Genomic DNA, 25742 nt, shown 5'->3' with positions numbered 1-25742 from the left:
AGCTGGAATATGGCGATCGGTTGACGCTGCGGGGTGTGCGGCGATCGCGACGGCGCGCACCAGCGGACCGCATGCGATAAATGGGCTGGTCGACGGCCGGCTGGACGACCCTAGGCCTGTCGGAGCGCGGTTCCGCCCCGACCGGAACGGCGCCAATGGTGCGGCCACGGCGACGAAGTCGGGCGAGGTGATCGCGCCGCGATGCGCGGTCGGCGCGGCGAGGATGAAATCCCGCGCCACCACATGGCACGCAGCCGCCGCAACTTATCATGAAGCGCTGTGAAGCCGTTCGGCATCTGATGTCACTGAGTTGCATGACACTTGGCGCCGTCCGGATAGGACTTCCAGCCGTCTGACCCTGATCTTGCCGTGCTAGGAAATTTGAAGTTGCCCTTCGGCGGGATCGCTCACTAGGTCAGGTAGTTGGCCTTCTCGCCGCCGGGCTTGTCGACGGAGGCGCGGCAGCCGAGGTTGAACACGCTGCTAGCGCGATGAGGTACTGTTGTCGCGTCCGGAAAGGAACGAAAGTTGCCGTTGCTGACTTCTGTTCTGCGCTAGCCCGCGTTCGGACAGGCGAATAGCGTCCGGGAGGCTTTGATGGCTCGAATTGAGCTGAAAGTGGATCGTGGAAATGGTCTTTGGTACCTCGTATGGGCGGAGACCGAGCAAGTCGTCGGGCACCTTTCGGAGGAAAGCCCCGGCCGCTTCAGGATCCTTCCCGACGGTCCATATTGGAGTCCGATGAAGAGCTTTGGCGGGCAGCTCTTCGACACGCCAGAGGCAGCCTTAGAAGAGGTTCGCGTGTATTTCCGTCGGCGGTGAAAGTGGGCGGTATGCGTGCATGGTACCGTCTCAGAAGACCGAGAATACCGCTCGCGCAATTCTCTCTAGGACGAAGACCTAAGCGCAATCCTAGCTGATTGCTCGGCTGAGGTTGACTTAGCGAGGGGCTGGAATTCGCTCCCCGAAGGAACTGAACGCAAGTCGCGGCATTCATTCAGCTGTACCGTTCCCGTTTCAAGCGCGAGTTCGACTCATTCTGGCTCCTACCAACATTCAGCTGCTAATCGAGCGCTCCCGGCAGTTTGCCGCCGCAGCGTTCGAGCGCGCGGCGGCCACAGACTCCGCCGGGGTGATCGACGACGGGCTATGGGGCGAATTCCGCAGCTGCGGGTTGGCGATGGCCGCCTTCCCCGAACCGCTCGGCGGTGTTGGGCTGAGTGCACCTGACCGACAAAATGAGCTGTGCACGGTGCTGCGGTTGCTCGGCGGCGCCGACCTGTCGATCGCCCGGCTGTTCGAAGGTCATGTGAACGCCATCGCGCTGGTCTGTCGCTATGGCACGCCATCGCAGGCCGAGCGCCTCGCGGAGGATGTCGCTGGCGGCGCGCTGTCGGCGGTGTGGGGCGCCGACGATGCCAGCGGGTTGAAGGTTGTCGGTGACGGCGCGCATACGCGACTCGAAGGTCGCAAGATCCTCGCCTCCGGCGCGGGTTTTGTGACGCGGCCGCTGGTTGCGGCGAAATCCGGCGATCGCCAGTTCATGTTCCTGCTGCGTCTGGCCACCGACCATCCGGTCGATCTCGGCGGCTGGACCGCACAGGGGATGCGTTCGTCGGCGACCGGCACGGTCGAACTGACCGGCACGTCGGTCGGCGAGGCGGAGGCGATCGGCGGCGCCGACGACTTCACCCGACAGCCGTTCTTCTCCGGCGGCGCGTGGCGGTTCTGCGCGGCGCATCTCGGGGCGATGGAGCGGCTGGTCGAGTTGTATCGTGATCACCTCAATTCGCGTGGGCGCGGTGACGATCCCTATCAGCTGCAGCGCGTCGCCGGCTGCGTCGCGGCGGTGCGGACCGCGCGGTTCTGGGTCGAGGAGGCGGCGCGCCGATTCGGCGATGACGAGGCGGGCGGAGAAGCCATCGTAGGGTTCGCCAACATGACGCGAATGGTCACCGAGCGCTGTGCACTCGATGTGATCGAGGCGGTGCAACGTGGAGTCGGGCTCGCCGCTTTCATCCGCCCGAGCCCGCTCGAGCGGATCGGTCGCGACCTCTCCACTTATCTGCGTCAGCCCGCGCCGGACCGGGCGATGAGCGAGGCCGCGCGGGCCTGGCTGCAGTCTCGAACCGCAGTCGGTGAGTTCTGATGACTGCGGCGGACTATCTCGAACTGGTGCGGCGGCTGCCTGCGGGAACGCTGCAGGACCTCACCAGTGGCGGCGCATTCGTAGTCCTGGCGCCGCACCCCGACGATGAATCGCTCGGCACTGGCGGATTGATTGCGGCCGGGCGCGATGCCGGGCAGCGGGTCGAAATCGTGCTGGTCACCGACGGCGGCGGCTCGCACCCAAACTCGCGACTCTATCCTCGCCAGCGGCTAGTCGCGCTGAGGTGCGGCGAATTGGAAGCCGCCGCCGCCGCATTGGGCGTCGGTCGCAATCGGTTGCACGCTCTCGGTCTGCCTGATGCCGGCACGCCGGATGGCGGCCCCGCGTTCGATGCGGCGGTGGAAGCCGTGGCGGCGATCTGCGTGTCGTCGGGCGCCAAAGCGCTGTTCGTGACCTGGGACGGCGATCCGCATTGCGATCACCAGGCTGCGGCGCGCATCGCCGCGGCGGTGGTGCGGCGGCTCCCGTCATTGGCGCTGTGGGCCTATCCGATCTGGGGCTGGCATCTCGATCCGTCGCTGCCGCTTGATCGTCCGAAGCCGAGCGGGCTGCGGCTCGACATCGCCGCGCAGCTGACGCGCAAGCGCGCGGCGATCGCCGCCCACGCCTCGCAGATGACCGACCTGATCGATGACGATCCGGACGGTTTCAGATTCACCACGGACACCCTCGCGCCGTTTCTCGGCGGGTTCGAACACTATATCCGGCTGTCGTGATGGGGCGCCGCACCGAGACTATTCCGGCCGATTACTTCGAGGACAAGTACCGTGCCGATATCGACCCGTGGCGCTTCCAGACCAGCAGCTACGAGCGGGAGAAGTATCAGGCCACGATCGCAGCGCTGGGTCGGCCGCGCTTTTCAAGCGCGCTGGAAATCGGCTGCTCGATCGGCGTGTTGACCGGATTGCTGGCGGCGCGATGCGACGCCGTCACTGCGATCGACGCCTCGCCGACGGCGATCTCGGCGGCCGCCCAGTCGGCCCGGCCCAATGTCACATTCTCGGTCGCGATCCTGCCGCGAGAATTCCCGACCGGCCAATACGACCTGATCGTGGTGTCGGAAGTGCTGTATTATTTCGACGACACCGATTTGCAGCGGGTCGCTGGATCGTGCGCCAAGGCGCTGCGTCCCGGCGGCGAGATCATCGCGTGCCATTGGCTCGGCGAGACAGACTATCCGCTCACCGGGGAGCAGGCCAGCGACAGGTTCGCCGCAGCGCTCGCGGTCACGCTGCCGATTCGAACCCTGGTTCGCGACGAGGTGTACCGACTGGAGCGGCTGGCGCCGCGCTGAGCGGACGGCGAAGTTGAGTCAGGATCATGTTGGCAATCGCAATCTGCCGCGGAAGATCCGACGGTCGCAGTGGCACGCCGCGGGGCAGCGTCGAACCTTTGACCTGTTCCCAGGCTTCCTCGAAGCTCGTGCCGGCGCCGTTGAGCTGCCATAGCGCGGCCTTCGGCATGCGCCACTCCGGCGCGACCTTGCTCAACCCCGACTGGTTCTGAAACTGCCTGCGCAAGCGTCCGCGATAGATTGCACGCCGGGTCGCATCGAGCGCCGGCTCCAGATGATCGTCACACGGCGCGTCCGGCTCGGCGTGCCGGCGGCGCATTGTCTCGGCGGCGCCGCCCACGGCGCGGCCGTCGAGCCGGCACGACGTCAGAACCGACACCGCCATCGAGTGGCGGACCTTGAAGCCGGCGCGGTCAAGGGCAGCCGTGAGTGCCGCGTCCTCGCCGACCGGCCGAGCCGGCAGCCCCCCGATCGCCCGATAGGCGTTCAGGGTCACTGCCAAGCTGGCGCCGGACGACACCCGGTGGTTCGGCCACGGATCGTGCGGGCGCGGATCGCAACGCGCATCGATCTCCGCGATCAGCCGTAGATAAGTATCTTCGAGCCGGCTGCGCTTGAGGAAGTCCTCCCCCAATTGCAGGATCTCAAGCGGCTCGGCGTCGATGTATCCGGCAACGCAGTCCGCCCCGCCGCTCATCTCGGTCATCGTCTTGGAAAACCAGGTCGGTGCGACGCAACTATCCGCATCCGTTGTGAGGATCACGCCGTCCTCGGCACCCTGGCTTGTCAGCCGGGCGGCCGCCTGATCCATCGCGCACTTCCGCGCGTCGCCAGCCGACTGCCGCTCCGGTGGAAGCTCGGCCGCGTTGAGGATGATCGGATGCGGAGACAACCGCGCGAACTCGCCCACTCGCTCCACGGTCCCGTCGGTGCAGTTGTTGGCGAAGACCAGGATCGAAAACGATCCGGCGGCGAGCGGCGATCCGGCCTCGTCTCGCTGGGTTGCCAGCGCTGAGAGGCAGCGCCAGATCCGCTGGGCTTCATTGTGGACGGGGATGGCGACGATCGCGCGGGGCGAGGCCGTGATCTGCGTTCGACACGATACTCGCTCGCGCACTCCAACTGTCTCCGCTGCACCTTGCGAATTAGCTCCGAAATAAGCAGCGACCAGAAATTTGGTTCCGGAAAATGTGACCCCGACCGCGCACGGACATCTGGACCTCGAGCGTGTCCCAGAGCGAGGTGTAGCTGGCGGCGTATCACCGCGAAGGTCGGCAGAGGTCGGGCCCGTCAGCAGCTGAATACCCGGAGGGTGACGGCTGCATCATCGCCGATCGGAATAATGGTTTCCAGCGTTGGTACCGCAGCGGCCTCGATCCGCAGGTGGGCGGATGGGGACGCGCGTTGCCGCGCAAGCCGTCGTCGACCGTTACAGCGAGCTGCATCGCAGCAAAAATCATGCGACCTTGATCGGTGTCTTGTGTGCAGTGGGCCGAAGGGGACATCGGTTGTGGCCCAATGGGATCAACTCGATGTGTCGCGCGCAATTGCCGATTTGCAGCTTTGGGACGTCGGGTACGCTATCACTCCGTCGTCAGCCCTTCATAGCGCGAGACGCAGCCGTCCCATCGGCTGCGGCGCCGTCCAGAGGAAGAACGATCTCGAAGACCGAGCCACCCGCATCCGATGGTCTGTATCGGGCGTGTCCGCCATGCGCCTCGGCGATCGCTCGCACCACTGACAATCCGAGACCCGAGCCGCCGAATTGCCGAGACCGAGAGGGTTCGGCGCGTGCGAACGCGTCGAACGCCTGCGCCACAAACTCTGCATTGATGCCGGGCCCCTCGTCTTCCACGGCGAGGATGATGTCGGCCTTTTCCAGCGTCATGCGGATCTCGATCACCCCAGGCGTCGCGTAGCGGCGTGCGTTTTCCAGCAGCGCCAGCAGCGCCTGCCGGATCCGCGCGCCGTCGCATGGCAGCATCACCGGCTTCGTCGTCATCCGAACCGAGAAGCCGGCCGCCTCGAGGGCGGGGCGCATCGCATCGACGGCCTGCGCCACCTCGTTGGCGAGATCCGTGGGCTCGACACGCATGTCGAGACGCTGACTGTCCGACAGCGTCACCACTCGCAGATCGTCGACGAGACGCGACAGGTTTTCGACCTGAGCCAGCAGGCTCCTGAACAGCTCGTCGCTGGGGTCGAAGACGCCGTCGGTGAGGCCTTGCAGGCGGCCACGTAGAATTGTCAGCGGTGTGCGTAGTTCATGCGCGATCGCAGCATTCCACGACGCCATCGATTCCGCCGCGTCCTGCAGACGCTGAGCCATCACATTGAAATCATCGACCAGTTGCGCGGTCTCGCCGAGCGAGCGATCGCCGGCCACAGCACGCGCGGTGAGGTCGCCGGCTGCGATCTTGCGTGCGCCTTCGGCCAGCGAATTGAGCGGCGCAAGGATACGCCGCGTCAGCCGCAGCGCAGCGTGGATCGCAATGGCGAGGCCTAGCAGCAGGAAGATCGCGATCAAGATGAAGTCGGATGCTTCCGGCAGCAGCGGCGGCGGGCCGGGCGGCGGCGGAAACCAGATCAGATAGATGGTGTAGAAGATGAACGTGCCGACGAACACCATCAGCACCGCGATGGCGGCGACGACGCTCATCGACAGTGTGATCTGCCGGCTGAGGCGATAGTGTCTCATGCGGCCGTCAGTCGGTAGCCGACGCCGCGCACCACCGACATCATGCCGGTTGCGCCCGCCTCGTCGAGCTTGCGGCGCAGATTGCTGACATGACTGTCGACCGTCCGCTCCAGCGCATCGCCCCCGGGAAGGCAGGCGTCGATCAGTTCGTTGCGGGCGAAAGCCCGGGTCGGCGCCTTTGCCATGTGAGCCAGCAGCCGGAATTCGGTCAGGGTCAATTGCAGCGGCAACGAGACGTCGTCGCCGTGCACCTTCGCAAGGTGGCTCTCGAGGTCGACTTCGAGCTTGCCGATGCGGAGAATCGTTCGACTGGCCGCGTGACCCGACCGTCGCAGAACCGCCTTGGTGCGGGCAACGACTTCGAGCGGGTTGAACGGCTTGACCACGTAGTCGTCCGCGCCGAGACGTAACCCTTGCAGACGATCGAGATCCTGATCGAGCGCCGTGATCATGATGATCGGCGTCTCGCCCCGACGGCGCAACTCGGCGAGGACGTCCCAGCCGTCGATTTTCGGCATCTTCACATCCAGAAGCACCAGATCCGGCTTCAGGATCGCGTGCTGATCGAGCGCCGTCTGCCCATCGGCCGCATTCACGGTGCGGAATCCTTCGCGCACCAGATAGGCGTCGAGAATCTTGGCGATTTCCGGCTCGTCTTCAGCGATCAGGATGAGTTCGTTCATAGTGCATCGTCCGACAGGGGCGGGGCGATCGGGACGGCCTGCCCGATCGCCCCGGCTTGGGGCACCCCCGGTTCAGTGGTCCCATGACCAGTCGTATGGGGGCGGAGCGTCGTCATCGGACGGGTCGTGGTCATGGCGCCAGTCGTGATCGTCACTCCAGTCGTAGGTGCGGTAGCCATCATAGCGGTACGGCCACGATGAAAACCGATAGCCGAGGCGGCGATCGGGACGACAGGTGCCCCAGGACGTGAGATGCCATCCTCGGCCGCATTGCCAATCGGCTTGGATCACATCCGGCGACGCCTGTAGCGCATGGCCGAACGGCATCGCCACCGCACCGCCGCCCCACGGCGACAACGTGCCCATCAGTACCGCGGCTTTCAACAGCAACTTTTTCATCGGATCACAGAGCTCCCTGACAACGTCGCGATCGGCGACCTGCCTGTTGTTAGCGAACATCGCGGCCAAAATCCTGCAGACGGCGAGCGTGCTCCGGTGACGTCGAATATCTCATAATCAATTGAAAACGTGTTCGAATTGACCGTGGGCCGGTAGCGTCAGGCGGCCGGCGGACCGCCGTCTCCATCAAGTCTCCACAAACTCTCCACACGCGACCAATGCGCTGCAGATAAGTCTCGCGCGTCATCGCATCGCGCTCCCACGCTTCGGCTGGGTGGTCGCCCCGTCGTACTCCCTCGAGAGTGAAGCCCGTGTCGTCCCATTCAGCGGTTGCCGCGATCGCGGCCCTGGCGTTCGCCGTGGCGCTTGCCGGTTGCAAGCCCCAGTCGGACGATCACGGCGCCGATTCCGCCGGCGTCGACCGTCCCGAGGTCGGCATCGTGACGCTGCGCCCGCAGGCGGTGGCGATGACCGCGGAGCTTCCCGGTCGGGTCGTCGCTTCGCAGACGGCCGAGGTGCGTCCCCAGGTGTCGGGCATCGTTCAGCAGCGCCTGTTCACCGAGGGGAGCGAAGTCACCGAAGGCGCGGCGCTCTACCAGATCGATCCTGCGCCCTACAAGGCAGCCTATGACAGCGCCGTCGCGGCCTTGCGGAAGGCGGAAGCCGCAGTGCCCAGCGCCCAGGCCAAGTCGGAGCGCTATCAGAGCCTTGTCAAGCAGAACGCCGTCAGCAAGCAGGATCTCGACGATGCGGTCGCCGCGCTCTCCCAGGCGAAAGCGGAGGTGGCCACCGCGAAAGCCGCGGTCGAGACCGCCAGGATCAACCTCGACTACACGACGATCAAGGCGCCGATCGGCGGCCGGACCGACCGTTCGTCCCTGACGCCCGGTGCACTGGTCACGGCCGGCCAGACCGGCTTGCTGACCACGATCCGCACGCTCGACCCGATTTTCGTCGACGTCATTCAGTCGAGCACCAACCTGCTGGACCTGCGGCAGGCGATCGACGCCGGACGCCTGAAGGTGAGCGGTCCGCATGTCGCGGTGAAACTGAAACTGGAAAACGGCGCGATCTATCCGCTGGCGGGCAAGCTGGAATTCTCCGAGGCCAATGTCAGCACCTCGACCGGCACGGTGACGTTGCGCGCAGTGTTCCCCAATCCGCAGCGACTGCTGCTGCCCGGCATGTATGCCCGCGCCGTGGTCGAAGAAGGCGTCGCGCCCGACAGCTTCCTGGTGCCGCAGCGCGCCGTCACCCGAAACACCAAGGGTGAGGCGGTCGCGATGTTTCTCGACAAGGACGGCAAGGCCGAAGAGCGCGTGCTGTCCATGATCCGCAGCGTCGGCAACAACTGGCTGATCGGCGCCGGGGTTCGCGACGGCGATCGGGTGATCGTCGAAGGCACGCAATATGTGCGTCCCGGGCAGATGGCCGCCGGCACCGAAGTCGTGGTCGACGACACGACCGGCGAAGTGCGCGAACGCCTGCCGCGGCACCGACGCGCGGCGCGTCCGGGGGCGGAGCCATGATCTCCGCCTTCTTCATCAAGAGGCCGATCTTCGCCTGGGTGATCGCGATCGTGATCATGCTCGGCGGGCTGTTGGCGCTGACCACGCTGCCGGTGTCGCAGTATCCGGAGATCGCGCCGCCGACGATCCAGATCAGCGCCAGCTATCCCGGCGCGGACGCGCAGACGGTCGAGAACTCGGTGACCAAGGTCATCGAGCAGGGCATGACCGGACTCGACAACCTCGACTACATGACCGCGTCGTCGACCTCGAGCGGCCAGGCCGAGATCGCGATCACCTTCACCAACAAGGCCAATCCCGACGTCGCGCAGATGCAGGTGCAGAACAAGCTGCAGCTCGTCACCGCGCTGCTGCCGTCGATCGTCCAGACCACGGGGCTCTCGGTCACCAAATCCACCAACGGCTTTCTGATGATTGTCGGCTTCGTCTCGACCAACGGCAAGATGAGCGAGACCGATATCGCCGACTATGTGAAGAGCTCGCTGAACGACAGGCTCAAGCGAGTGGAAGGCGTCGGCAACACCCAGCTGTTCGGCGGCGGCTATGCGATGCGGATCTGGCTCGATCCGGAGAAGCTGCTGAAATACGCGTTGACGCCGGCCGACGTCACCGCGGCGATTCAGGCGCAGAACACCCAGGTTTCGGCCGGCCAGCTCGGCGGCCTGCCGGCGCGCAAGGGCCAGCAGCTGAACGCGACCGTCACCGCGCAGAGCCGGCTGCAGACGCCGGCGCAGTTCCGCAGCATCGTCGTCAAGAGCGACAGCAACGGATCGATGGTGCGTATCAACGATGTCGCCACCGTCGAACTCGGCGCGGAGGACTACACGAGCGCGTCGACCTACAACGGCTTGCCGGCGACGGGGCTCGCCATCAATCTGGCGACCGGCGCCAATGCGATCAGGACGGCCGCGGCCGTCAAGGCGGTGGTCAACGAGATGGTCCCGACGTTGCCGCAAGGCGTCAAGGTCGTCTACCCTTACGACACCACGCCGTTCGTCGAGATCTCGATCGGCGACGTCACCCGCACGCTGGTCGAGGCGGTCGTCCTCGTCTTCGTGGTGATGCTGGTTTTCCTGCAGAACTTTCGTGCGACGCTGATCCCGACGCTGGCGGTTCCGGTGGTGCTGCTCGGCACCTTCGGCGTGCTGGCGCTCGCTGGTTATTCGATCAACACGCTGACCATGTTCGCTATGGTGCTGGCGATCGGCCTTCTGGTCGACGACGCGATCGTGGTGGTCGAGAACGTCGAACGCGTGATGCACGACGAGGGGCTGTCACCGCGCGAGGCGACGGCCAAATCGATGACGGAAATCACCGGCGCGCTGATCGGCATCACGACGGTTCTGTCGGCGGTGTTCGTGCCGATGGCGTTCTTCGGCGGCTCGGTGGGGGTCATCTATCGGCAATTCGCGGTCACGATCGTCTCCGCGATGGTGCTGTCGGTGATCGTGGCCCTGGTGCTGACGCCGGCCCTGTGCGCGACGATTCTTCGTCCGCCGAAGCCGCACGACGAGAAGCGCGGCCTATTCGGATGGTTCAACCGCGTGCTGGGCCGAGGCACGGATGCCTATCAGGCCGGGGCGCGCGGCATGCTGCGGCGTCCGCGGCAAGGTCTGATCGCGTTCGTGCTCGTCATCGTCGCCGCCGCGGCGTTGTTCATCCGGCTGCCGAGTTCGTTCCTGCCGGAAGAGGACCAAGGCCTGCTGATGGTGTCGGTGCAGTTGCCGGTCGGCGCCACCACCGACCGCACGGAGCGTGTGCTCGACAAGGTCACCCGCCATTTCCTGGACCACGAGACCAAGGCGGTGGATGGACTCATGACGGTGACGGGCTTCTCGTTTTCCGGGGCCGGCCAGAATGTCGGCATGGCCTTCGTGCGTCTGAGGGACTTCGCCGAACGCAAAGACACCGACCTCTCCGCAAATGCGGTGGCCGAACGTGCCATGGCAGTGTTCGCCGGCATTCGCGACGCGAAGGTATTTGCGCTGGCGCCGCCGGCGATCGAAGGGCTCGGAACCAGCAACGGCTTCGATTTCTATCTGAAGGATATCAACGGCGCGGGGCACGACAAGTTGATGGCCGTGCGCGATCAGCTGCTCGGCGCCGCCGGTAAAAGCCGGCTCCTGAGCGGGACCCGGCCCAATGGGCAGGACGATACCCCGCAATTTTCGATCGACATCGATCGGGAGAAGGCGAGTGCGCTCGGCCTCAATCTCGCCGACGTCAATTCGACGCTGTCGATCGCGTGGGGCAGCAGCTACGTCAACGACTTCATCGACCGTGGCCGCGTCAAGCGGGTCTATCTGCAATCTGCGGCGGACTTCCGGATGCAGCCGGAGGATCTGGATCTTTGGTACGTCCGCAACAACGCCGGCGCGATGGTGCCGTTCTCTGCCTTCGCGTCCGGCCGCTGGACCTTCGGCTCGCCGCGGCTCGAGCGCTACAACGGCGCGGCCGCGGTTCAGATCCAGGGCGACGCTGCGGCCTCGGTCAGCTCCGGCGCGGCGATGGCGGAGATCGATCGCCTGGTCGCCGGCCTGCCGGGCGGCTTCGGCCACGAATGGACCGCGTTGTCGCGGCAGGAACAGCTCTCCGGCAATCAGGCGGCGTCGCTGTACGCGATCTCAATCCTGGTGGTGTTCTTGTGTCTGGCCGCGCTCTACGAGAGCTGGTCGATCCCGTTCGCCGTGATGCTGTCGGTGCCGGTCGGCGTGTTCGGCGCGCTGGCGGCCGCGCTGCTGCTCGGTCAGAGCAATGACGTGTACTTCAAGGTCGGTCTGCTGACCACGATCGGTCTTGCCGCCAAGAACGCCATCCTGATCATCGAATTCGCCATCGCCCGGCAGCAGGCGGGGTTGGGATTGCACCGCGCCACTTTGCTCGCCGCGCGGCAGCGGCTGCGGCCGATCCTGATGACGTCGTTCGCGTTCATCCTCGGCGTCGCGCCGCTGGTCGTCGCCAGCGGCGCCGGCTCGGCGGCGCAGAACTCGATCGGCATCGGTGTGATGGGCGGCATGCTGGCGGCCACCGTACTGGGCATCTTCTTCGTGCCGCTGCTGTTCGTCGTGGTTCGGCGTGTGTTCAAGGGCGCGGCCGGCACCGAGATCACCGTGAGCCCGACCCCGCCCGCGGCGTTCGGCCTTGCGGGCCCGACAGACTCGTGAGCAGAGCAATGATGCAAGCACGAACGCCGATGATGCGGTCGCGCGGATGGCTTCGGCGTTGCCGGAGAGCCGGAGTGCTGCTCGCCGCGTCAGCGTCGTTGGCGTCGATAGCTACCGCGCTGAGCGGGTGCGCCATCGAGATTCCGCTGAACCCGGCAAGGACGCCGCCGCCCGTGCAGGCGCCTGCGAAACCCACGACACCGGCGAAGCCTGCGGTCGCGCCGTCGTTTGCGACGCTGATGATTCTCGCCGCGGTGTTGCTAGGCGGATGCGCTGTCGGTCCCGACTATCGGACGCCGCTTGTCGCGACGCCCGCGCAGTGGAGCCGGGCCGGCGTCGCGACCCCTGCGCCGCCCGTGTTGCCACGTTGGTGGACCCGCTTGCGCGATCCGACCTTGGATCGACTGGTGGTCGAGGCCGTGGACGGCAACCTCGATGTGGCGACGGCGAGCGCGCGCGTGCGCGAGGCACGGGCGAGCTATCGGCAGGCGGTGGGCGCGTTGCTTCCGACGATCGCCAACACCAAGTCGGCAAGGCTTGCAAAGGGGACGGGGGGGACGTCGGCGGCACCCGGCGGTCTCAACCTCGGCGGTCCGTCGTCGTTGGTGGGATCGGACGGTAGCTCCGGTCTGTATCAGGCGGGCTTCGATGCGAGCTGGGAGCTCGATCTGTTCGGCGCCAACCGCAGGGCCGTCGAGGCCGCGGCCTACGGCATCGATGCCTCGGACGAGAATCTGCGCGCCGTGTTGCTGACTCTCGTCGGCGACGTCGCGTCGAGCTACGTCGAGGCGCGCGGCTATGAGGCGCGCATCGCGCTCGCCCATCGCACCGCGCTGTCGCAGGACGAAACCACCACGATCACCCGCAACCGCCTGGCCGCGGGCACCGCGTCGGCCGTGGATCTCGCCACCGCGACCGGGCAGGCGGCGGCGACGCGCGCCGTGATTCCCACGCTCGAGACGGCTTATGCCAAGACGGTGCATCGGCTGTCGGTGCTGACCGGTCGGCCGCCGGCCGCGTTGTCCGCTCTCCTGGCGCGGCCGAAGTCGATCCCGGCCCCGAAGCTGCCGGTGCCGGCCGGGATTCCTGCGGATGTTTTGTTGACGCGGCCCGATGTGCAGCTGGCGGAGCGTCGCTACGCGCAATCCACGGCGCGGATCGGACAGGCTGAAGCCGCACTGTATCCCAGCGTCAGTTTGGCGGGGAACATTGCGACCTCCGGCACCAGGCTCGGCGATCTCGGCAGGAATTCATCGATCAGCTGGTCGCTCGGCCCGACCCTGACGGTGCCGATCTTCAACGGCGGCAAACTGCGCGCGGCGGTGGAGATCGCTCAGGCGCAGCGCGACCAGCAGTTTCTCGCCTACCAGGCGTCCGTGCTCACCGCGTTGAAGGACGTCGAAGACGCGCTGGTGGCGCTGAGTAACGAGCGCGTGCGGAGCCGAAGTCTCGCGACATCGACCACGGCCTATCGGCAGGCAGTGAGCCTGTCCCAGTCGCTGTATCGATCCGGATCGTCGAGCTTTCTCGACGTGCTGACCGCCGAACGTTCGCTCTACAGCGCCGAAGACGCGCTGCTGCAGAGCCGGGTCCGAATCGTCTCGGACTACATCGCACTGAACAAGGCCCTCGGCGGCGGATGGGACGGCGAGGTCGATTCACTGACGCCGGAGGTGATCGACGTCGACACCGGACCGCATCCAGCCGGTCCGATCACGCATCGGCGTGCGGCTTTATGAGCGAGACGACCGGCAAAAGGCCGATCGACAATGCAGGAGACGAAGCAATGAGATTGGACGAGGCAAATTGTGTCATCCTGGTCCCGGCGCAGGAAGCGGAGCTGACGGATTTCCGGTTAAGTCTGCAGGACGCGTTCGCGGCCGGGTTCACAGCGGCATTCGGAACGCTGCCCGAAGGTCCGATCCCGTCGGATGCAGAACTCGGCGAGTTCTTCCATACGCCGGGGGCGGTCACGTATCACATCGTGCTCGACGGCGCGCGGGTCGGCGGGGTCGTGTTGACGATCGACAGCGCCACGCATCACAATTCGCTCGATCTGTTCTTCGTCTCCGCCGAACATCACGGAAAAGGCATCGGCTCCAGAGCGTGGCGCGCGATCGAAGCGATGTATCCCGACACGCTGGCGTGGGAAACCCACACGCCGTATTTCGAGAAGCGCAACATCCACTTCTATGTCAACAAATGCGGCTTCAAGATCGTCGAATTCTTCAACCTTCATCACCCGGATCCGCATCCCGAAACTCGAGAGGGCATCCCGGGCGGGGAATCGTTCCGGTTCGAGAAGGTGTATGCCGATCGATCGGCGCAATCGGATGAACGGTGACTAGCGCCGCTTCACAAGCGGCGGGCCGTTTTCCATACCAGTTCCGAGCGGAGATTTCCTGATCGGCGACTCACATACATTTCTGGTCGGATTGTGTTTTCGAAGCGATATTCGCGACCGTTCCGTGCCGGGGGATCATCGCGCTCCGAAAGCGGGCCGCAACAGGCGCCGGGACGACTGTCACCGCATCTGCAGGAAATAGCGGCCATCATCATCGCGCCGGGGGAGGTAGACGGACGAGCCGCAAGCCGTCGGCACGATGCAGATGGCGGTCTATCGGGCGGGTTTGTTCGGAGAACCGATCAGATCCGGGAAGCGGGTCGCGAGTGCGGCCCGCAGAAACTTGAAGTGCCCAATGCTAACTTCCAGCTCCCGGAGCCGACGTTCGGCGTTCGCGATCTCGGCGCTGAGTGCGCTCTGCAGCTCGTTGTTCTCCGGTTCGCGATCGATGTATTCGTCGGCATCGTTGCCGACCGTCAAGGCGGCGCGCGCCAACACATCCGTCAGCCGCTGACCCAGACCTGCGTGCTCCGCCTGCGCTGCCGCAAGCGCGGCATCGATGGACTGTCCGATCGAACTGACGCGACCGGCGTCGGTTTGCGAATCCCGTCCGGCAGAACGTGCCTTGAACTGTCTGTCGGGCTTGGATCGCGAGAACATCTGCAACATGGTGCGTGCGAGGATGATATTTGATCGACTCTAGCAGAATCGGCCGATCGCGCAACGGCGGTCGATCCCACGGGTAGTCCGGGTGCGAGGCCTGCCGGCTCGCGGGAGAGCCGCATCGGCGGAAGCAGCGATCGGGCTCGACGGCACCGGCTGTCACAGCCAACGCACGTTGAAACTTCCGAGGCCAGACTATGCGCCGCCGTCGCAGGAGCGTCTAAGCCCCCCGCGTCGGGCGAACTATTTCTGACGCAGGGCGCGCGCGAGCTGATCTTCCAGCGGCTTGCGCAGATAGGTGAATGCGGTCCTGACGCCGTTTTGGATGAAGGCTTCGACCGGCATGCCGGGCACCAGTGCCTTGCCTTCGAGCTTGGCCAGTTCCGTCGCGGCGAGGCTGATCCGGGCCACGTAGTACGCCGCACCGGTTTGCTGGTCTTTGGTCAGGTCAGCGGCGATCCGCGTCAGTGTCCCATCGAGCTCCGGCGTGACCGCGGAGTCGAACGCGCTGAAACGCAGCTTGGCGGATTGCCCGAGCCTCAGTCGGTCGATCATCTGCGGTTCGACCCTGGCCTCGACCACCAACGAATCCTTCGGCACGATCAGCATCAGCTGCTCGCCGGCGGTGATCACGCCGCCGACGGTGTGGACCGATTTCTGGTGGACAAGACCATCCTGCGGGGCGCGCAGCACCACGCGCTCAAGCTGATCCATCGCCGCGATTCGGCGCTCGCCGAGGTCGGCGATCTTGGTCTCGACCTCGCGCAGCTCGGTCGCCACCTCGCGGCGCTGATCTTGAACGAGCTGGATGATCTGCAATTCGGTCTCGGTGATCCGGCCCTTCGCGCGCGCGATTTCGGCGATCAGTTGCCCGTCCTCGCCTGTGAGCCGGGAGGCCTCACGTTCCAGAGCGGTGAGGCGCGCATAGGGCACGAGATTCTTCTCATAAAGCTGCCGGACGCCGTCGAGCTCGGTCTGGATCCAGCGGACCTGCTCGCGCTTCGAAGCGATCTGGGCTTCGAGGCCGCGGATTTCGTCGGCGATCTGCGCTTTGCGTTCGCGCAATTGCGACTGCTGGCCGCTGATCGCCTCGCGGCGCCGGGCGAACAGCGTGGTTTCACCGTCGATCATTTCGGCGATCACCGCGACGTCGCGGCGTGCGAGAATCTCCGGAGGCAGCACCAAGGTGTCTCGTCCGCTCTGTTCGGCCTGCAGCCGGGCGCGCCGCGCCGTGAGCTGATTGAGCTGGTTCTCGATCAGCGCCAGATTGGCGCGCGGCAGCGTCTCGTCGAGCCGCACCAGAATGTCGCCGGCGCGGACCTGATCGCCGTCGTTGACGTAGATCTCGGCCACCACGCCGCCGGTCGGATGCTGGATGCGCCGCACGTTGCTGTCGACCACCACCTGCGCCGGCGCGATCACCGCGCTGGCGAGAGGCGCGGTCACCGCCCACACGCCGGCGGTGGAAATCACCAACGTCAGTGTTGCGACGCCGGCAATCACCGCGCGGCGGATATCGCGCGCTGGATTGCTGCGGGCCGGCTTGGTGTCGGGAGATCGAGACATGCGCGGATCCTCAGCTCACGGCCGCCGCCGGCGTCATGCGGGCGTCGGGCACGGCCTGCAGCGGAACGGTGCCGGGCACCGGATGGCCGGCCAAAGTCTTGCGCAGCACCTCGTCCTTCGGCCCGAACGCCTGCACCTGCCCGTTGGCGAGGGTGAGCACGAGGTCGACGGCGGCCAGCGCCGCCGGCCGATGCGCGACGATGATCGCGATGCCGCCGCGGGCGCGAACGCGCCGGATCGCTTCGGTCAGTGCGGCGTCACCCTCGGCGTCGAGGCTGGCATTCGGCTCGTCGAGCACGATCATGAACGGATCCTTGTACAGCGCGCGTGCCAGCGCGATCCGCTGGCGCTGCCCGCCGGAGAGCGTTGCGCCGGCTTCGCCGACCCTCATCTCGAACCCCTTCGGCAATTTGAGAATCATGTCGTAGGCACCCGCGGCCTTGGCGGCGGCGATCACCGCCTGATCGTCGATCTCCGGATCGAACCGGGCGATGTTCTCCGCCACCGTGCCGTCGAACAGCTCGACGTCCTGCGGCAGATAGCCGATCATGCCGCCACGGATCTCCGCCGGCCATTGATCGAGCGTCGCACCGTCGAGCCGGAGCTCGCCGCGACCGACCGGCCAGATCCCGACCAGCGCCCGCGCCAGAGTCGACTTGCCCGCGGCGGACGGTCCGATCACGCCGAGCGCTTGGCCGGCTTCCAACTTGAAGGTGGCGTTCTGCACGATCGGCGTTCCGCTGCCGGGTGCGGCGACGAAGACCTGCTCGACCGTCAGCCGCTGTGTCGCGGGTTCCGGCGCCACCGCAGAGGCGGGAGCATCGCCGCTGCCGAGCGCGCTCCGCAGCCGCTGCCATGCCTGCCGTGCCCCGAGGAACGGCCTCCAGATCGAGATCGCCAGTTCGACCGGGGCGAGCGCGCGGCTGCCCATGATCGAGGCCGCGATCATGACGCCGCTGCTGGCCTCGCCTTCGATCACGAGATATGCGCCGAGACCGAGCAGCGCGGATTGCAGCATGAAGCGCAGCGTCTTCGACAGTGCACCGAGCGATGCTGCGATATCGGCATTGCGCTGTTGCGCGGCGATATGTTCGTCGTTGGCGGCGCCGATCCGCTCGATCAGGCGCCGCTCCATCCCGAGCGCGGCGACGATTTCCGCATTCCGCCGCCCGGCTTCGAGCTGAACGCCGCGCGCCGCGCCGCTGCGAGACGCCTCGCGCGTCGGCTCCCGGGTGAGCAGTTCGGTAATCAGCGCAATTCCGAACAACAGCACCGCACCGGCGACCAGCGTCCAGCCGAGATACGGGTGCAGCAGGAAGCAACCGGCGAGATACAGCGGCATCCACGGAAGATCGAACAGCGTGGTCGGACCGAGCCCGGACAGAAACGACCGGATGGAGTCGAGATCGTGCGACAGTTGCGAGCCGCGATTGCCCGCACCGCCGCGCAGCGGCCCGCGCAGAATAGTGGCGACGACCGGCTGCCACAGTGCGATATGCAGAGCCGCACCGATCCGGGTCAGAATGCGCTGCCTCAAGGAATCGAACAAACCCTGCAGCGCATAGGAAGCCGCGACCGCGATCGACAAGGCGACCAGCGTCGGGATGCTCCGTGATGGGATGACGCGATCATACACCTGTAACATGTAGATCGGGCCGGCCAGCATCAGCAGGTTGATCACGGCCGAGAACAGTCCGACCGCGATGAAAGCATTGCGGCACGAGGCGATTGCGACGGTCGGTAGATCGCGCGGCTTTGGCGCAGCCTGTTGGGACGGCGTCGGGACGGTCATGATATCCAATCGAAACAAGCGGCGGATCGCCATGATCAGAGCCGCGCGGGTTTGTTATCGACGATAGGCGTCAGTCACATGACAGCGCCCGGCGCCGCGCCGGACCCGTGCAAGCGGATTGTCCACCCCGGGCCTGCGACCAAACGCCGCCGTGCCGCCGGCCGCGCCCGGCGCCGCGCGGGCCGCCCGGGGTGACCAGCGCGAGTGAGAACTGCTCGCGACTTAACATAGCCAACCGCTTATATCATATGAATATCATGCGCGACGCCGGGAGGCGGCGCTCCACTGGCGCCGCGTCTCATCGTCCGTTCCGCGCCCCCGGGATGCGGCTGTCCGTCCCGACGTTTCATTTCAACGTTAAGATCCAGTCACCCAATTGTTAGCGTTCACGTTCTAGATGCGGACATTAACATCTCGTTAACCACGGCCGTTCGGGCCCGTCGCGCCATGCGCGACGACGGTGCTCGACGTCCATCCCCCTATCATTGGAGTGGCAATCGATGTCGACGACCTATCATGTCCTGGCGAATGGCGACCTCCTGCAGGATTGGACCAACGCCAACCTGATCACCTCCGATGACAATTGGTCGGGCGTAGCGTCGATCCAGGGCTATCTCGGAGACATCAATTCGAGCTCGCCGACCGGGGTCGATCCCCGCACCCTGACCGGCGCCGCCCTCGGTGCCGTCGACGTCATCGCCAACCAGACCGCTCCCAACTCCCTGACCAATGGCGGCGTCGCCGAGTTCGCGCTGACCAACCCGACCATAGCGCTGAACGGCTCGGGCACCGCCGACGCGCCGAGTCTGGTGCTGTATCTCGACGCCTCCGGCCGGGAGGACGTCCGGGTTTCGTTCAATGTCCGCGACCTCGACGCCAGCACCGACAATGCCGCCCAGCAGATCAACGTGCAGTATCGCTTCGGATCCTCCGGCACTTGGACCAACGTGTCCGGCGGCTATGCTGCGGACGTGACTACCCAGGGCAGCGCGACCCAGGTGACGCCGTTCGATCTGCTGCTTCCCGCCGAGGTCAACGGTCACAGTGACCTGCAGGTCCGTATTATGACCACCAACGCCGGCGGCAACGACGAGTGGGTCGGTATCGACGACATCAAGGTGACCAGCGAGCCGGACACGCCGGTCGAGGGGCAGACCGTCGGCTTCGTGCCGGGCTCGACCTCGATCTCCCAAGACGAAGGCGATGCCGGCCCCACGGTCTACACCTTTACGGTGGAGCGCAGCGGGGGCACCGTCGGCGACGTGTCGTTCTCGGGCACCTTCGCCTCGTCGCAGACCGATGCGGCGGATTATGTCGGCGGGACGCCGGTGGGCTTCTCCGGCACGATCGCCGAAGGACAGGCCACTGCCACGGTCACCGTCACGGTCGCGGGTGACGCCACCAACGAGCCGGACGAGAGCTTTACGCTGACGCTCGACACCGTCTCCAATTCCCAGCCGGTCACCACCACCATCGGAGCCTCGTCGCAGGCCACCGGCACCATCGTCAACGACGACGCCTCGATCACCAAGATCAGCGCCATTCAGGGCACCGGTGCCAGCAGCACGATGGTCGGCCAGACCGTGACGGTGGAAGCGATCGTGGTCGGCGACTTCCAGAACGGCGACAGCGACACCGGCCGAAACCTGAACGGCTTCTACGTGCAGGAAGAGATCACCGATTCGGACGGCAACGTGCTGACCTCGGAAGCGATCTTCGTCTACGGCGGCTCCACCGACGTCCAGATCGGCGACAAGGTGCGGGTGACCGGCTCCATCAGCGAATATTTCGGCCTGACCGAGCTGACCGCGAGCAGCATCTCGATCGTCGAAGCCGGCGCGGTGGCCGACATCAACACCATGGCGGTGCAGATCGATCTGCCGTCGGCGGGAACCACGCTGAGCCAGGACGGCGACTACCAGCCCGATCTCGAAGCCTACGAAGGCATGCTGGTCACGATCCCGGAAACCCTGACCATCACCGAGCAGTACAACCTCGATCGCTTCAACGAGATCAAGCTGGTGGCCGGCGACCGTCCGGAGCAGTTCACCCAGGAGAACGCGCCGGACGCCGCGGCGTATCAGGCCTATCTGGCCGAACTCGGCGCCCGCACCATCACCTATGACGACGGTCTCAACACCCAGAACGAGCCGATCAGCAATCTCGACGGCTTCGGCCCGGTCTACAACACCGAGACTGCGCCGCGGATGGGCGACACCGTCACCGGGCTGACCGGCGTGCTCGACTATCAGTGGGCCGGCAATTCCGCCTCGGGCGCGACCTGGCGGATCCGCTCCGCCGAGGACGGCACCAACAGCTTCGACGACACCGCGCCGGCGCGGACCGAGGAACCGGCCGACGTCGGCGGCCGCCTCAAGGTGGCGAGCTTCAACGTGCTGAACTACTTCACGACGCTGGATGTCGGCTCCGCCACCACCGCCATCGGCGCCGACCCCCGCGGGGCCGATAACGCCACCGAACTGGCGCGCCAGACCGCCAAGCTGGTCGAAACCATTCTCGACATGGACGTCGACGTGCTGGCGCTGACCGAACTGGAGAACGATTTCCTGGCTGGGTCTTCCGGTAACGCGATCGAGCATCTGGTGGAGCAGCTGAACGCCGCGGTCGGCGCCGGCGCCTATGCCTGGGTCGATCCCGGCCAGCGCTTTGTCGGCGGCGACGCCATCGCGGTCGGCTTCATCTACAACACCACGGCGGTCAAGATCGCCGACGGCACCACGGTCGAGATCCTCAACGACGCCGACCTTCCCGGCCTCGGCGTTTCAGGCCTGCTCAGCCAGAGCACGGTCGGCGCCGTGTTCGACGGCGAGAACACCAGCCGCAACGCGCTGGCGGTGACGTTCGAAGAAGTCGCCACCGGCGAGACCTTCACCGCGATCGCCAACCATCTCAAATCGAAGAGCGGCACCGGCTCGGGTGCCGATGCCGACCAGGGCGACGGTCAAGGCAACTGGCAGAACCAGCGCGAGCTGGCCGCCACCGCACTGACCGCCTGGGCTGCGAGCGATCCGACCGGCTCTGGCGATCCGGACGTGATGCTGCTCGGCGATTTCAACGGCTACGCCAAGGAGCAGTCCACGGCGATCATCGAGGGCGCCGGCTACGAGAACCTGCAGAACCGCGAGGACGGCGCCTACTCCTACGTGTTCGACGGCCAGACCGGCACGCTCGACTACGCCTTTGCCAACGGCAGCCTCGGCTCTCAGGTTTCCGGCGTCACCACCTGGCACATCAACGCCGACGAGGCCGATGCGCTCGACTACAACACCGACTACGGCCGCGACACCTCGATCTTCGACGGCGACGAAGCCGTGCGGGTGTCCGACCATGATCCGGTGATCGTCGGCCTCAACCTCGGCGACGACGAGCCGGCGGCCGCCTACACGCTGCAGATCCTGCACGCCTCGGACTTCGAGGCCGGCCTCAACGCGGTCGACCGCGCCGGCAATTTCGCCGCGATCGTCGACTATCTCGAGGAGACCTACGCCAACTCGATCACGCTGTCGTCGGGTGACAACTTCATCCCGAGCCCGTTCTTCAACGCCGGCAGCGACGCCTCGCTCAAGGAAGTCTACGAGACCGCGCTGGAGACCTACTACAATCTCGCTCCGGGCACGCTGAACATCTCTCCCGGCTTCGGCACCGCCGACATCTCGATGCTGAACATCATCGGCGTTCAGGCGTCGGCGATCGGCAACCACGAGTTCGATGCCGGCACCAACCCGTTCGCGGCGATCATCCGGCAGACCGCGAGCTTCCCCGGCGCCCAGTTCCCCTACCTCTCGGCCAACCTGGAGTTCTCCGGCGACTCCAACCTGTCCGGGCTCTACACCAGCACGATCCAGGACGCGGCCAACTACACCGGCTTCCCGCCGGCGGCCGGCATCGGCAAGAAGATCGCGCCCGCCACCATCATCGAGGAAGGCGGCGAGCGGATCGGCGTGGTCGGCGCCACTACTCAGATCGTCGAGAGCATCTCTTCGACCGGCGGCATCGACGTGATCGGTGACGACGTCAACGACATGGCGGCGCTCGCGGCCATCCTGCAGCCGACCATCGACGAACTGCTGGCCCAGGGCATCAACAAGATCATCCTGGTCAGCCATCTGCAGCAGCTCTCGTTCGAACAGGAACTGGCCCCGCTGCTGCACGGCGTCGACGTCATCATCGCCGGCGGCTCGCACACGCTGCTCGCCGACGACACCGACGTGCTGGCGTCGGGCGACACCGCCGGCGGCACCTACCCGATCGTCACCACCAACGCCGACGGCAACACCACGCTGATCGTCAACACCTCCGGCGAATACTCCTATGTCGGCCGGCTGGTGGTCGATTTCGACGCCGAAGGCAACGTGATCTACACCGAGAACAAGGCCGTCAACGGCGCCTACGCCTCCACCGACGAGGTGGTCGACTCGCTGTATCAGGGCAACACCACCATCGACGTCGACAATGACGGCGACGTCGATGCCGACGACGCCAATCCGTTCGCGGAAGGCGGCAGGGGCGATCTGGTCGACGACATCGCGCAGGCGGTCGGCGACGTGATCGACGCCCAGGACGGCAACCTGTTCGGCAGCACCAGCGTGTATCTGGAAGGCCGCCGCGGCGAGGTGCGCACCGAAGAAACCAACCTCGGCAACCTCACGGCGGACGCCAACCTCTGGTACGCGCAGAAGGTCGACGGCACCGTGCTGGTGTCGATCAAGAACGGCGGCGGCGTCCGCGACTCGATCGGCAACGTCTATGCGGTCGGTGACACCGCGGTGGAGAACCCGCCGGCGGCCAACCCCGGCGTCGGCAAGCAGGAAGGCGACATCTCGCAGCTCGACATCGCCAACTCGCTGCGCTTCAACAACGCGCTGTCGCTGGTCACGGTCACCGCGTCGCAGCTCCTCGAAGTGCTGGAGCACGCGGTGAAGGCCTCCACCGCGACCGCCACCCCGGGCCAGTTCGCTCAGCTCGGCGGCATCTCCTACTCGTTCGACATCGACAACCCGGCCGGCAATCGCGTCCAGTCGGCGGCGCTGATCGACGAGAACGGCAACCCGGTGTTGGCGCTGGTCGCCAACGGCGAGCTGGTGGTCGATCCGAACATGGCGATCCGCGTGGTCACACTGAGCTTCCTGCTCACCGGCGGCGACGGCTATCCGTTCGCCAGCTTCATCGCGGCCGATCCGACCTTCGCCAACATCGTCAACCTGGCGCCCGACCTGGTGCCGGACGCCGGCCAGGTCGCCAACTTCGCCGCCGAGGGCACCGAACAGGACGCCTTCGCCGAATATCTCGCGGCGAAATACTCCGACACGCCCTACGACGTGGCGGACACCGACCGGGCGCATGACGAGCGCATCCAGAACCTCGACTACCGCGAGGATACCGTCCTTGATGTCGGGTCGGTGGTTCTGGTCGGCGACGACGACGACAACGAACTCACCGGTGCGCTGGGTGACGACGAGCTCACCGGCCTCGGCGGCGACGATCTTCTCGTCGGCCTCGGCGGCGACGACCGGCTCGACGGCGGCGAGGGCGACGACGTGCTGCTCGGCGGCGCCGGTGACGACCAGCTCGACGGCGGCGAGGGCGACGACGAACTCGACGGTGAGGCCGGCGACGACATCCTGGTCGGCGGCGACGGCGACGACACCCTGCGCGGTGGCGCCGGCGACGACATCCTGGTCGGCGGCGACGGCTACGACACGCTCGAAGCCGGCGACGGCAACGACGAGCTCACGGTGGGCGAGGGCGACACCGCGGACGGCGGCGACGGCGACGACCTGATCATCGTCTCCACCGAAGACGGCGCCCCGGCGCTGATCGACGGCGGCGCCGGCAACGACACCGTCAAGCTGATCGGCGGCGGCAGCAGCGAACTGCCCTCGACCCTCAATGTCGAGAACCTGCTGGTGTCGGGCGGCAACTGGTCGGTCGCCGGTAGCGCAAGCTACGACGCCATCACCGTCGAGGGCGGCGCCGCCGTGACCTCGGGCCTGACGGTCGACAACGACGACCGCCTCGTCATCGCGAACGGCGGCACGCTGTCGGTCACCGGCGATGCGATCTACTGGCAGGGCGGCGGCGATGTCGTAGTCGACAACGCGGGCCTGCTCGAAGCGACCGGCCGGATCTTCGACACCAAGACCAACTCGACCGGCAACTTCACCTTCAACAACCTCGAAGCCGGCGTGGTCCACGGCAACTTCAACCCGCGTCAGGAGGTGCGGCCGGAATCGGTGATCACCTTCAACAACGCCGGTCTGATCGAGGGCAGCGGACGCATCTTCGACCTCAAGGAACTGGTCAAGGACGGCGCCCATGTGGTGATCAACAACTACGCGACCGGCGTGATCCGGCAGGTCGGTACCGCCGGTACCGACGTCACCCGGCTCGACGACAACACCGTCGTCAACAACTGGGGCACGATGCAGTCGGTCGTCGGCGCGGCTGGCAGCGGCGATCTGCTCGATTTCGACAGCGGTCGCGGCAGCTCGGTCAACAACTACGCCGGCGGCTGGCTCGAAGGCGCCCGCCACGCGGTGACCGGCAAGCAGGACATGACGGTCGTCAACTACGGCACCATGATCGGCCGTAACGGCTCGGCGGTGAACATGGACACCGACGGGTCGGAAGCGGAGATGGTCTACGTCACCAACTACGGGGTCATGGAGGGACGCTCGGCGGAACTCGCCGACTCCGACGGTGACGCGATCGACGTCGACGGCCTGTTGACCCTGATCAACTCCGGCAAGATCTCCGGCCTCGGCGCCGAGGGCTATCACGACGGCGAGCCGAACGTCTCCGAAGCGATCGCGATCGGTGGCGGCAGCATCGTCAACAATGCCGGCGGCGAGATCTACGGCTACGGCCGTGCGATCCAGGTCGACAACTCCAGCAACGCCAACGCGCTGGGGGTGACGACCATCACCAACCACGGCCTGATCAAGGGCGACGGCCACGGTCCGGAAGGGGTCTCCCCCGAGGATGCGGCGCCGTTCGACCTGCGGGGCAACGAGGCGATCAACCTGATCGGCACCTATGCCGACACGCTGTTCAACAGCGCCACCGGTCAGATCGTCGGCGGCGTCGCGATGGGCGGCGGCAACGACACGCTGAGCAACGACGGCTCGATCACCGCCACTGGCGGTTCGGCGGTGAACATGGGTGAGGGTGACGATCTGATCGTCAACCGCGCCATCATCACCGGCGACGTCCTGCTCGGTGCCGGCGCCGACGAGCTGATCAATCAGAGCACCGGCGTCATCACCGGCGACGTTAGCTTCGGCGACGGTAACGACAAGCTCGGCAACACCGGCAAGATCGTCGGCACGGTCGATCTCGGCGCCGGTGACGACTTCGTCAACATCTGGATCGGGTCCAATATCCAGGGCCAGATCCTGCTCGGCGACGGCAACGATATCC

At 66.1% G+C, this 25742-nt stretch carries 15 protein-coding genes; 8 read left to right on the top strand and 7 right to left on the bottom strand.

Features of this window, described 5'->3' with window-relative positions; all coding sequences use genetic code 11:
• Nucleotides 1-991: 991 nt before the first annotated feature.
• From DNX69_RS06155 to DNX69_RS06145, 3 genes are read left to right on the top strand one after another with little or no spacing between them, the layout of a single operon-like run.
• Complete coding sequence (locus tag DNX69_RS06155; RefSeq protein ID WP_110785140.1) at nt 992-2149, top strand: acyl-CoA dehydrogenase family protein; 1158 nt, start codon at nt 992-994, stop codon at nt 2147-2149.
• Entirely contained in the window at nt 2149-2886 is a 738-nt protein-coding gene (locus tag DNX69_RS06150) for a PIG-L deacetylase family protein (RefSeq protein WP_110785139.1), read from the top strand. The genes DNX69_RS06155 and DNX69_RS06150 overlap by 1 nt, the downstream gene beginning before the upstream one ends.
• Nucleotides 2886-3464, top strand: a complete 579-nt coding sequence (locus DNX69_RS06145; protein WP_110785138.1) for a class I SAM-dependent DNA methyltransferase — start codon at nt 2886-2888, stop codon at nt 3462-3464. The genes DNX69_RS06150 and DNX69_RS06145 overlap by 1 nt, the downstream gene beginning before the upstream one ends.
• Here the strand turns inward: DNX69_RS06145 and DNX69_RS06140 are convergent.
• The 4 genes from DNX69_RS06140 to DNX69_RS06125 form a co-directional block, all read right to left on the bottom strand.
• Entirely contained in the window at nt 3397-4581 is a 1185-nt protein-coding gene (locus DNX69_RS06140; protein WP_234826872.1) for a glycosyltransferase, read from the bottom strand. The two genes, DNX69_RS06145 and DNX69_RS06140, sit on opposite strands and share 68 nt — an antisense overlap.
• 477 nt (nt 4582-5058) lie before the next feature.
• Nucleotides 5059-6162 (bottom strand): ATP-binding protein, encoded by a 1104-nt coding sequence (locus DNX69_RS06135; RefSeq protein ID WP_110785137.1) that lies wholly within the window; start codon nt 6160-6162, stop codon nt 5059-5061.
• On the bottom strand, nt 6159-6845 hold the full coding sequence (locus tag DNX69_RS06130) for a response regulator (RefSeq protein ID WP_110785136.1): 687 nt from the start codon (nt 6843-6845) through the stop codon (nt 6159-6161). Before DNX69_RS06130 ends, DNX69_RS06135 begins: the two co-directional genes overlap by 4 nt.
• Nucleotides 6846-6917: 72 nt before the next feature.
• Nucleotides 6918-7244, bottom strand: a complete 327-nt coding sequence (locus DNX69_RS06125; RefSeq protein WP_110785158.1) for a GCG_CRPN prefix-to-repeats domain-containing protein — start codon at nt 7242-7244, stop codon at nt 6918-6920.
• Between the two features lie 311 nt (nt 7245-7555).
• Here DNX69_RS06125 and DNX69_RS06120 point away from each other — a divergent pair, with 311 nt between their 5' ends.
• The 4 genes from DNX69_RS06120 to DNX69_RS06105 all read left to right on the top strand — a co-directional run bounded on the left by DNX69_RS06120 (nt 7556) and on the right by DNX69_RS06105 (nt 14281).
• Nucleotides 7556-8773: an efflux RND transporter periplasmic adaptor subunit gene (locus tag DNX69_RS06120; RefSeq protein WP_110785157.1), complete on the top strand. Its 1218-nt coding sequence runs from the start codon at nt 7556-7558 to the stop codon at nt 8771-8773.
• Nucleotides 8770-11937, top strand: coding sequence for an efflux RND transporter permease subunit (locus DNX69_RS06115; RefSeq protein ID WP_110785135.1), 3168 nt, complete (start codon nt 8770-8772; stop codon nt 11935-11937). Before DNX69_RS06120 ends, DNX69_RS06115 begins: the two co-directional genes overlap by 4 nt.
• Before the next feature lie 239 nt (nt 11938-12176).
• Nucleotides 12177-13676, top strand: coding sequence for an efflux transporter outer membrane subunit (locus DNX69_RS06110; RefSeq protein WP_425327295.1), 1500 nt, complete (start codon nt 12177-12179; stop codon nt 13674-13676).
• A 47-nt stretch (nt 13677-13723) separates the two neighbouring features.
• Entirely contained in the window at nt 13724-14281 is a 558-nt protein-coding gene (locus DNX69_RS06105) for a GNAT family N-acetyltransferase (protein ID WP_110785156.1), read from the top strand.
• Nucleotides 14282-14554: 273 nt separating this feature from the next.
• On the opposite strand, the gene DNX69_RS06100 is transcribed toward DNX69_RS06105, so the two are convergent.
• The 3 genes from DNX69_RS06100 to DNX69_RS06090 all read right to left on the bottom strand — a co-directional run bounded on the left by DNX69_RS06100 (nt 14555) and on the right by DNX69_RS06090 (nt 18302).
• A complete protein-coding gene (locus tag DNX69_RS06100; RefSeq protein WP_110785133.1) occupies nt 14555-14950 on the bottom strand; it encodes a hypothetical protein in 396 nt (131 codons plus the stop codon).
• 237 nt (nt 14951-15187) lie between these two features.
• The gene (locus DNX69_RS06095; RefSeq protein WP_110785132.1) at nt 15188-16510 is read right to left on the bottom strand and encodes an HlyD family type I secretion periplasmic adaptor subunit; all 1323 of its coding nucleotides are present in this window, start codon (nt 16508-16510) and stop codon (nt 15188-15190) included.
• Between the two features lie 10 nt (nt 16511-16520).
• Nucleotides 16521-18302 carry a type I secretion system permease/ATPase gene (locus tag DNX69_RS06090; RefSeq protein WP_234826871.1) on the bottom strand — a complete coding sequence of 594 codons (1782 nt, stop codon included), beginning with the start codon at nt 18300-18302 and terminating at the stop codon, nt 16521-16523.
• A 500-nt stretch (nt 18303-18802) separates the two neighbouring features.
• On the opposite strand from DNX69_RS06090, the gene DNX69_RS06085 reads away from it, so the two are divergent.
• Nucleotides 18803-25742 (top strand): ExeM/NucH family extracellular endonuclease (locus DNX69_RS06085; RefSeq protein WP_110785130.1); only part of this gene is annotated, 6940 nt, incomplete at its 3' end.

The sequence above is a fragment of the Rhodopseudomonas palustris genome (assembly GCF_003226555.1).
Classification (GTDB): Bacteria; Pseudomonadota; Alphaproteobacteria; order Rhizobiales; family Xanthobacteraceae; genus Rhodopseudomonas; species Rhodopseudomonas palustris_I.
This window is presented reverse-complemented; position numbering and strand designations above follow the sequence as displayed.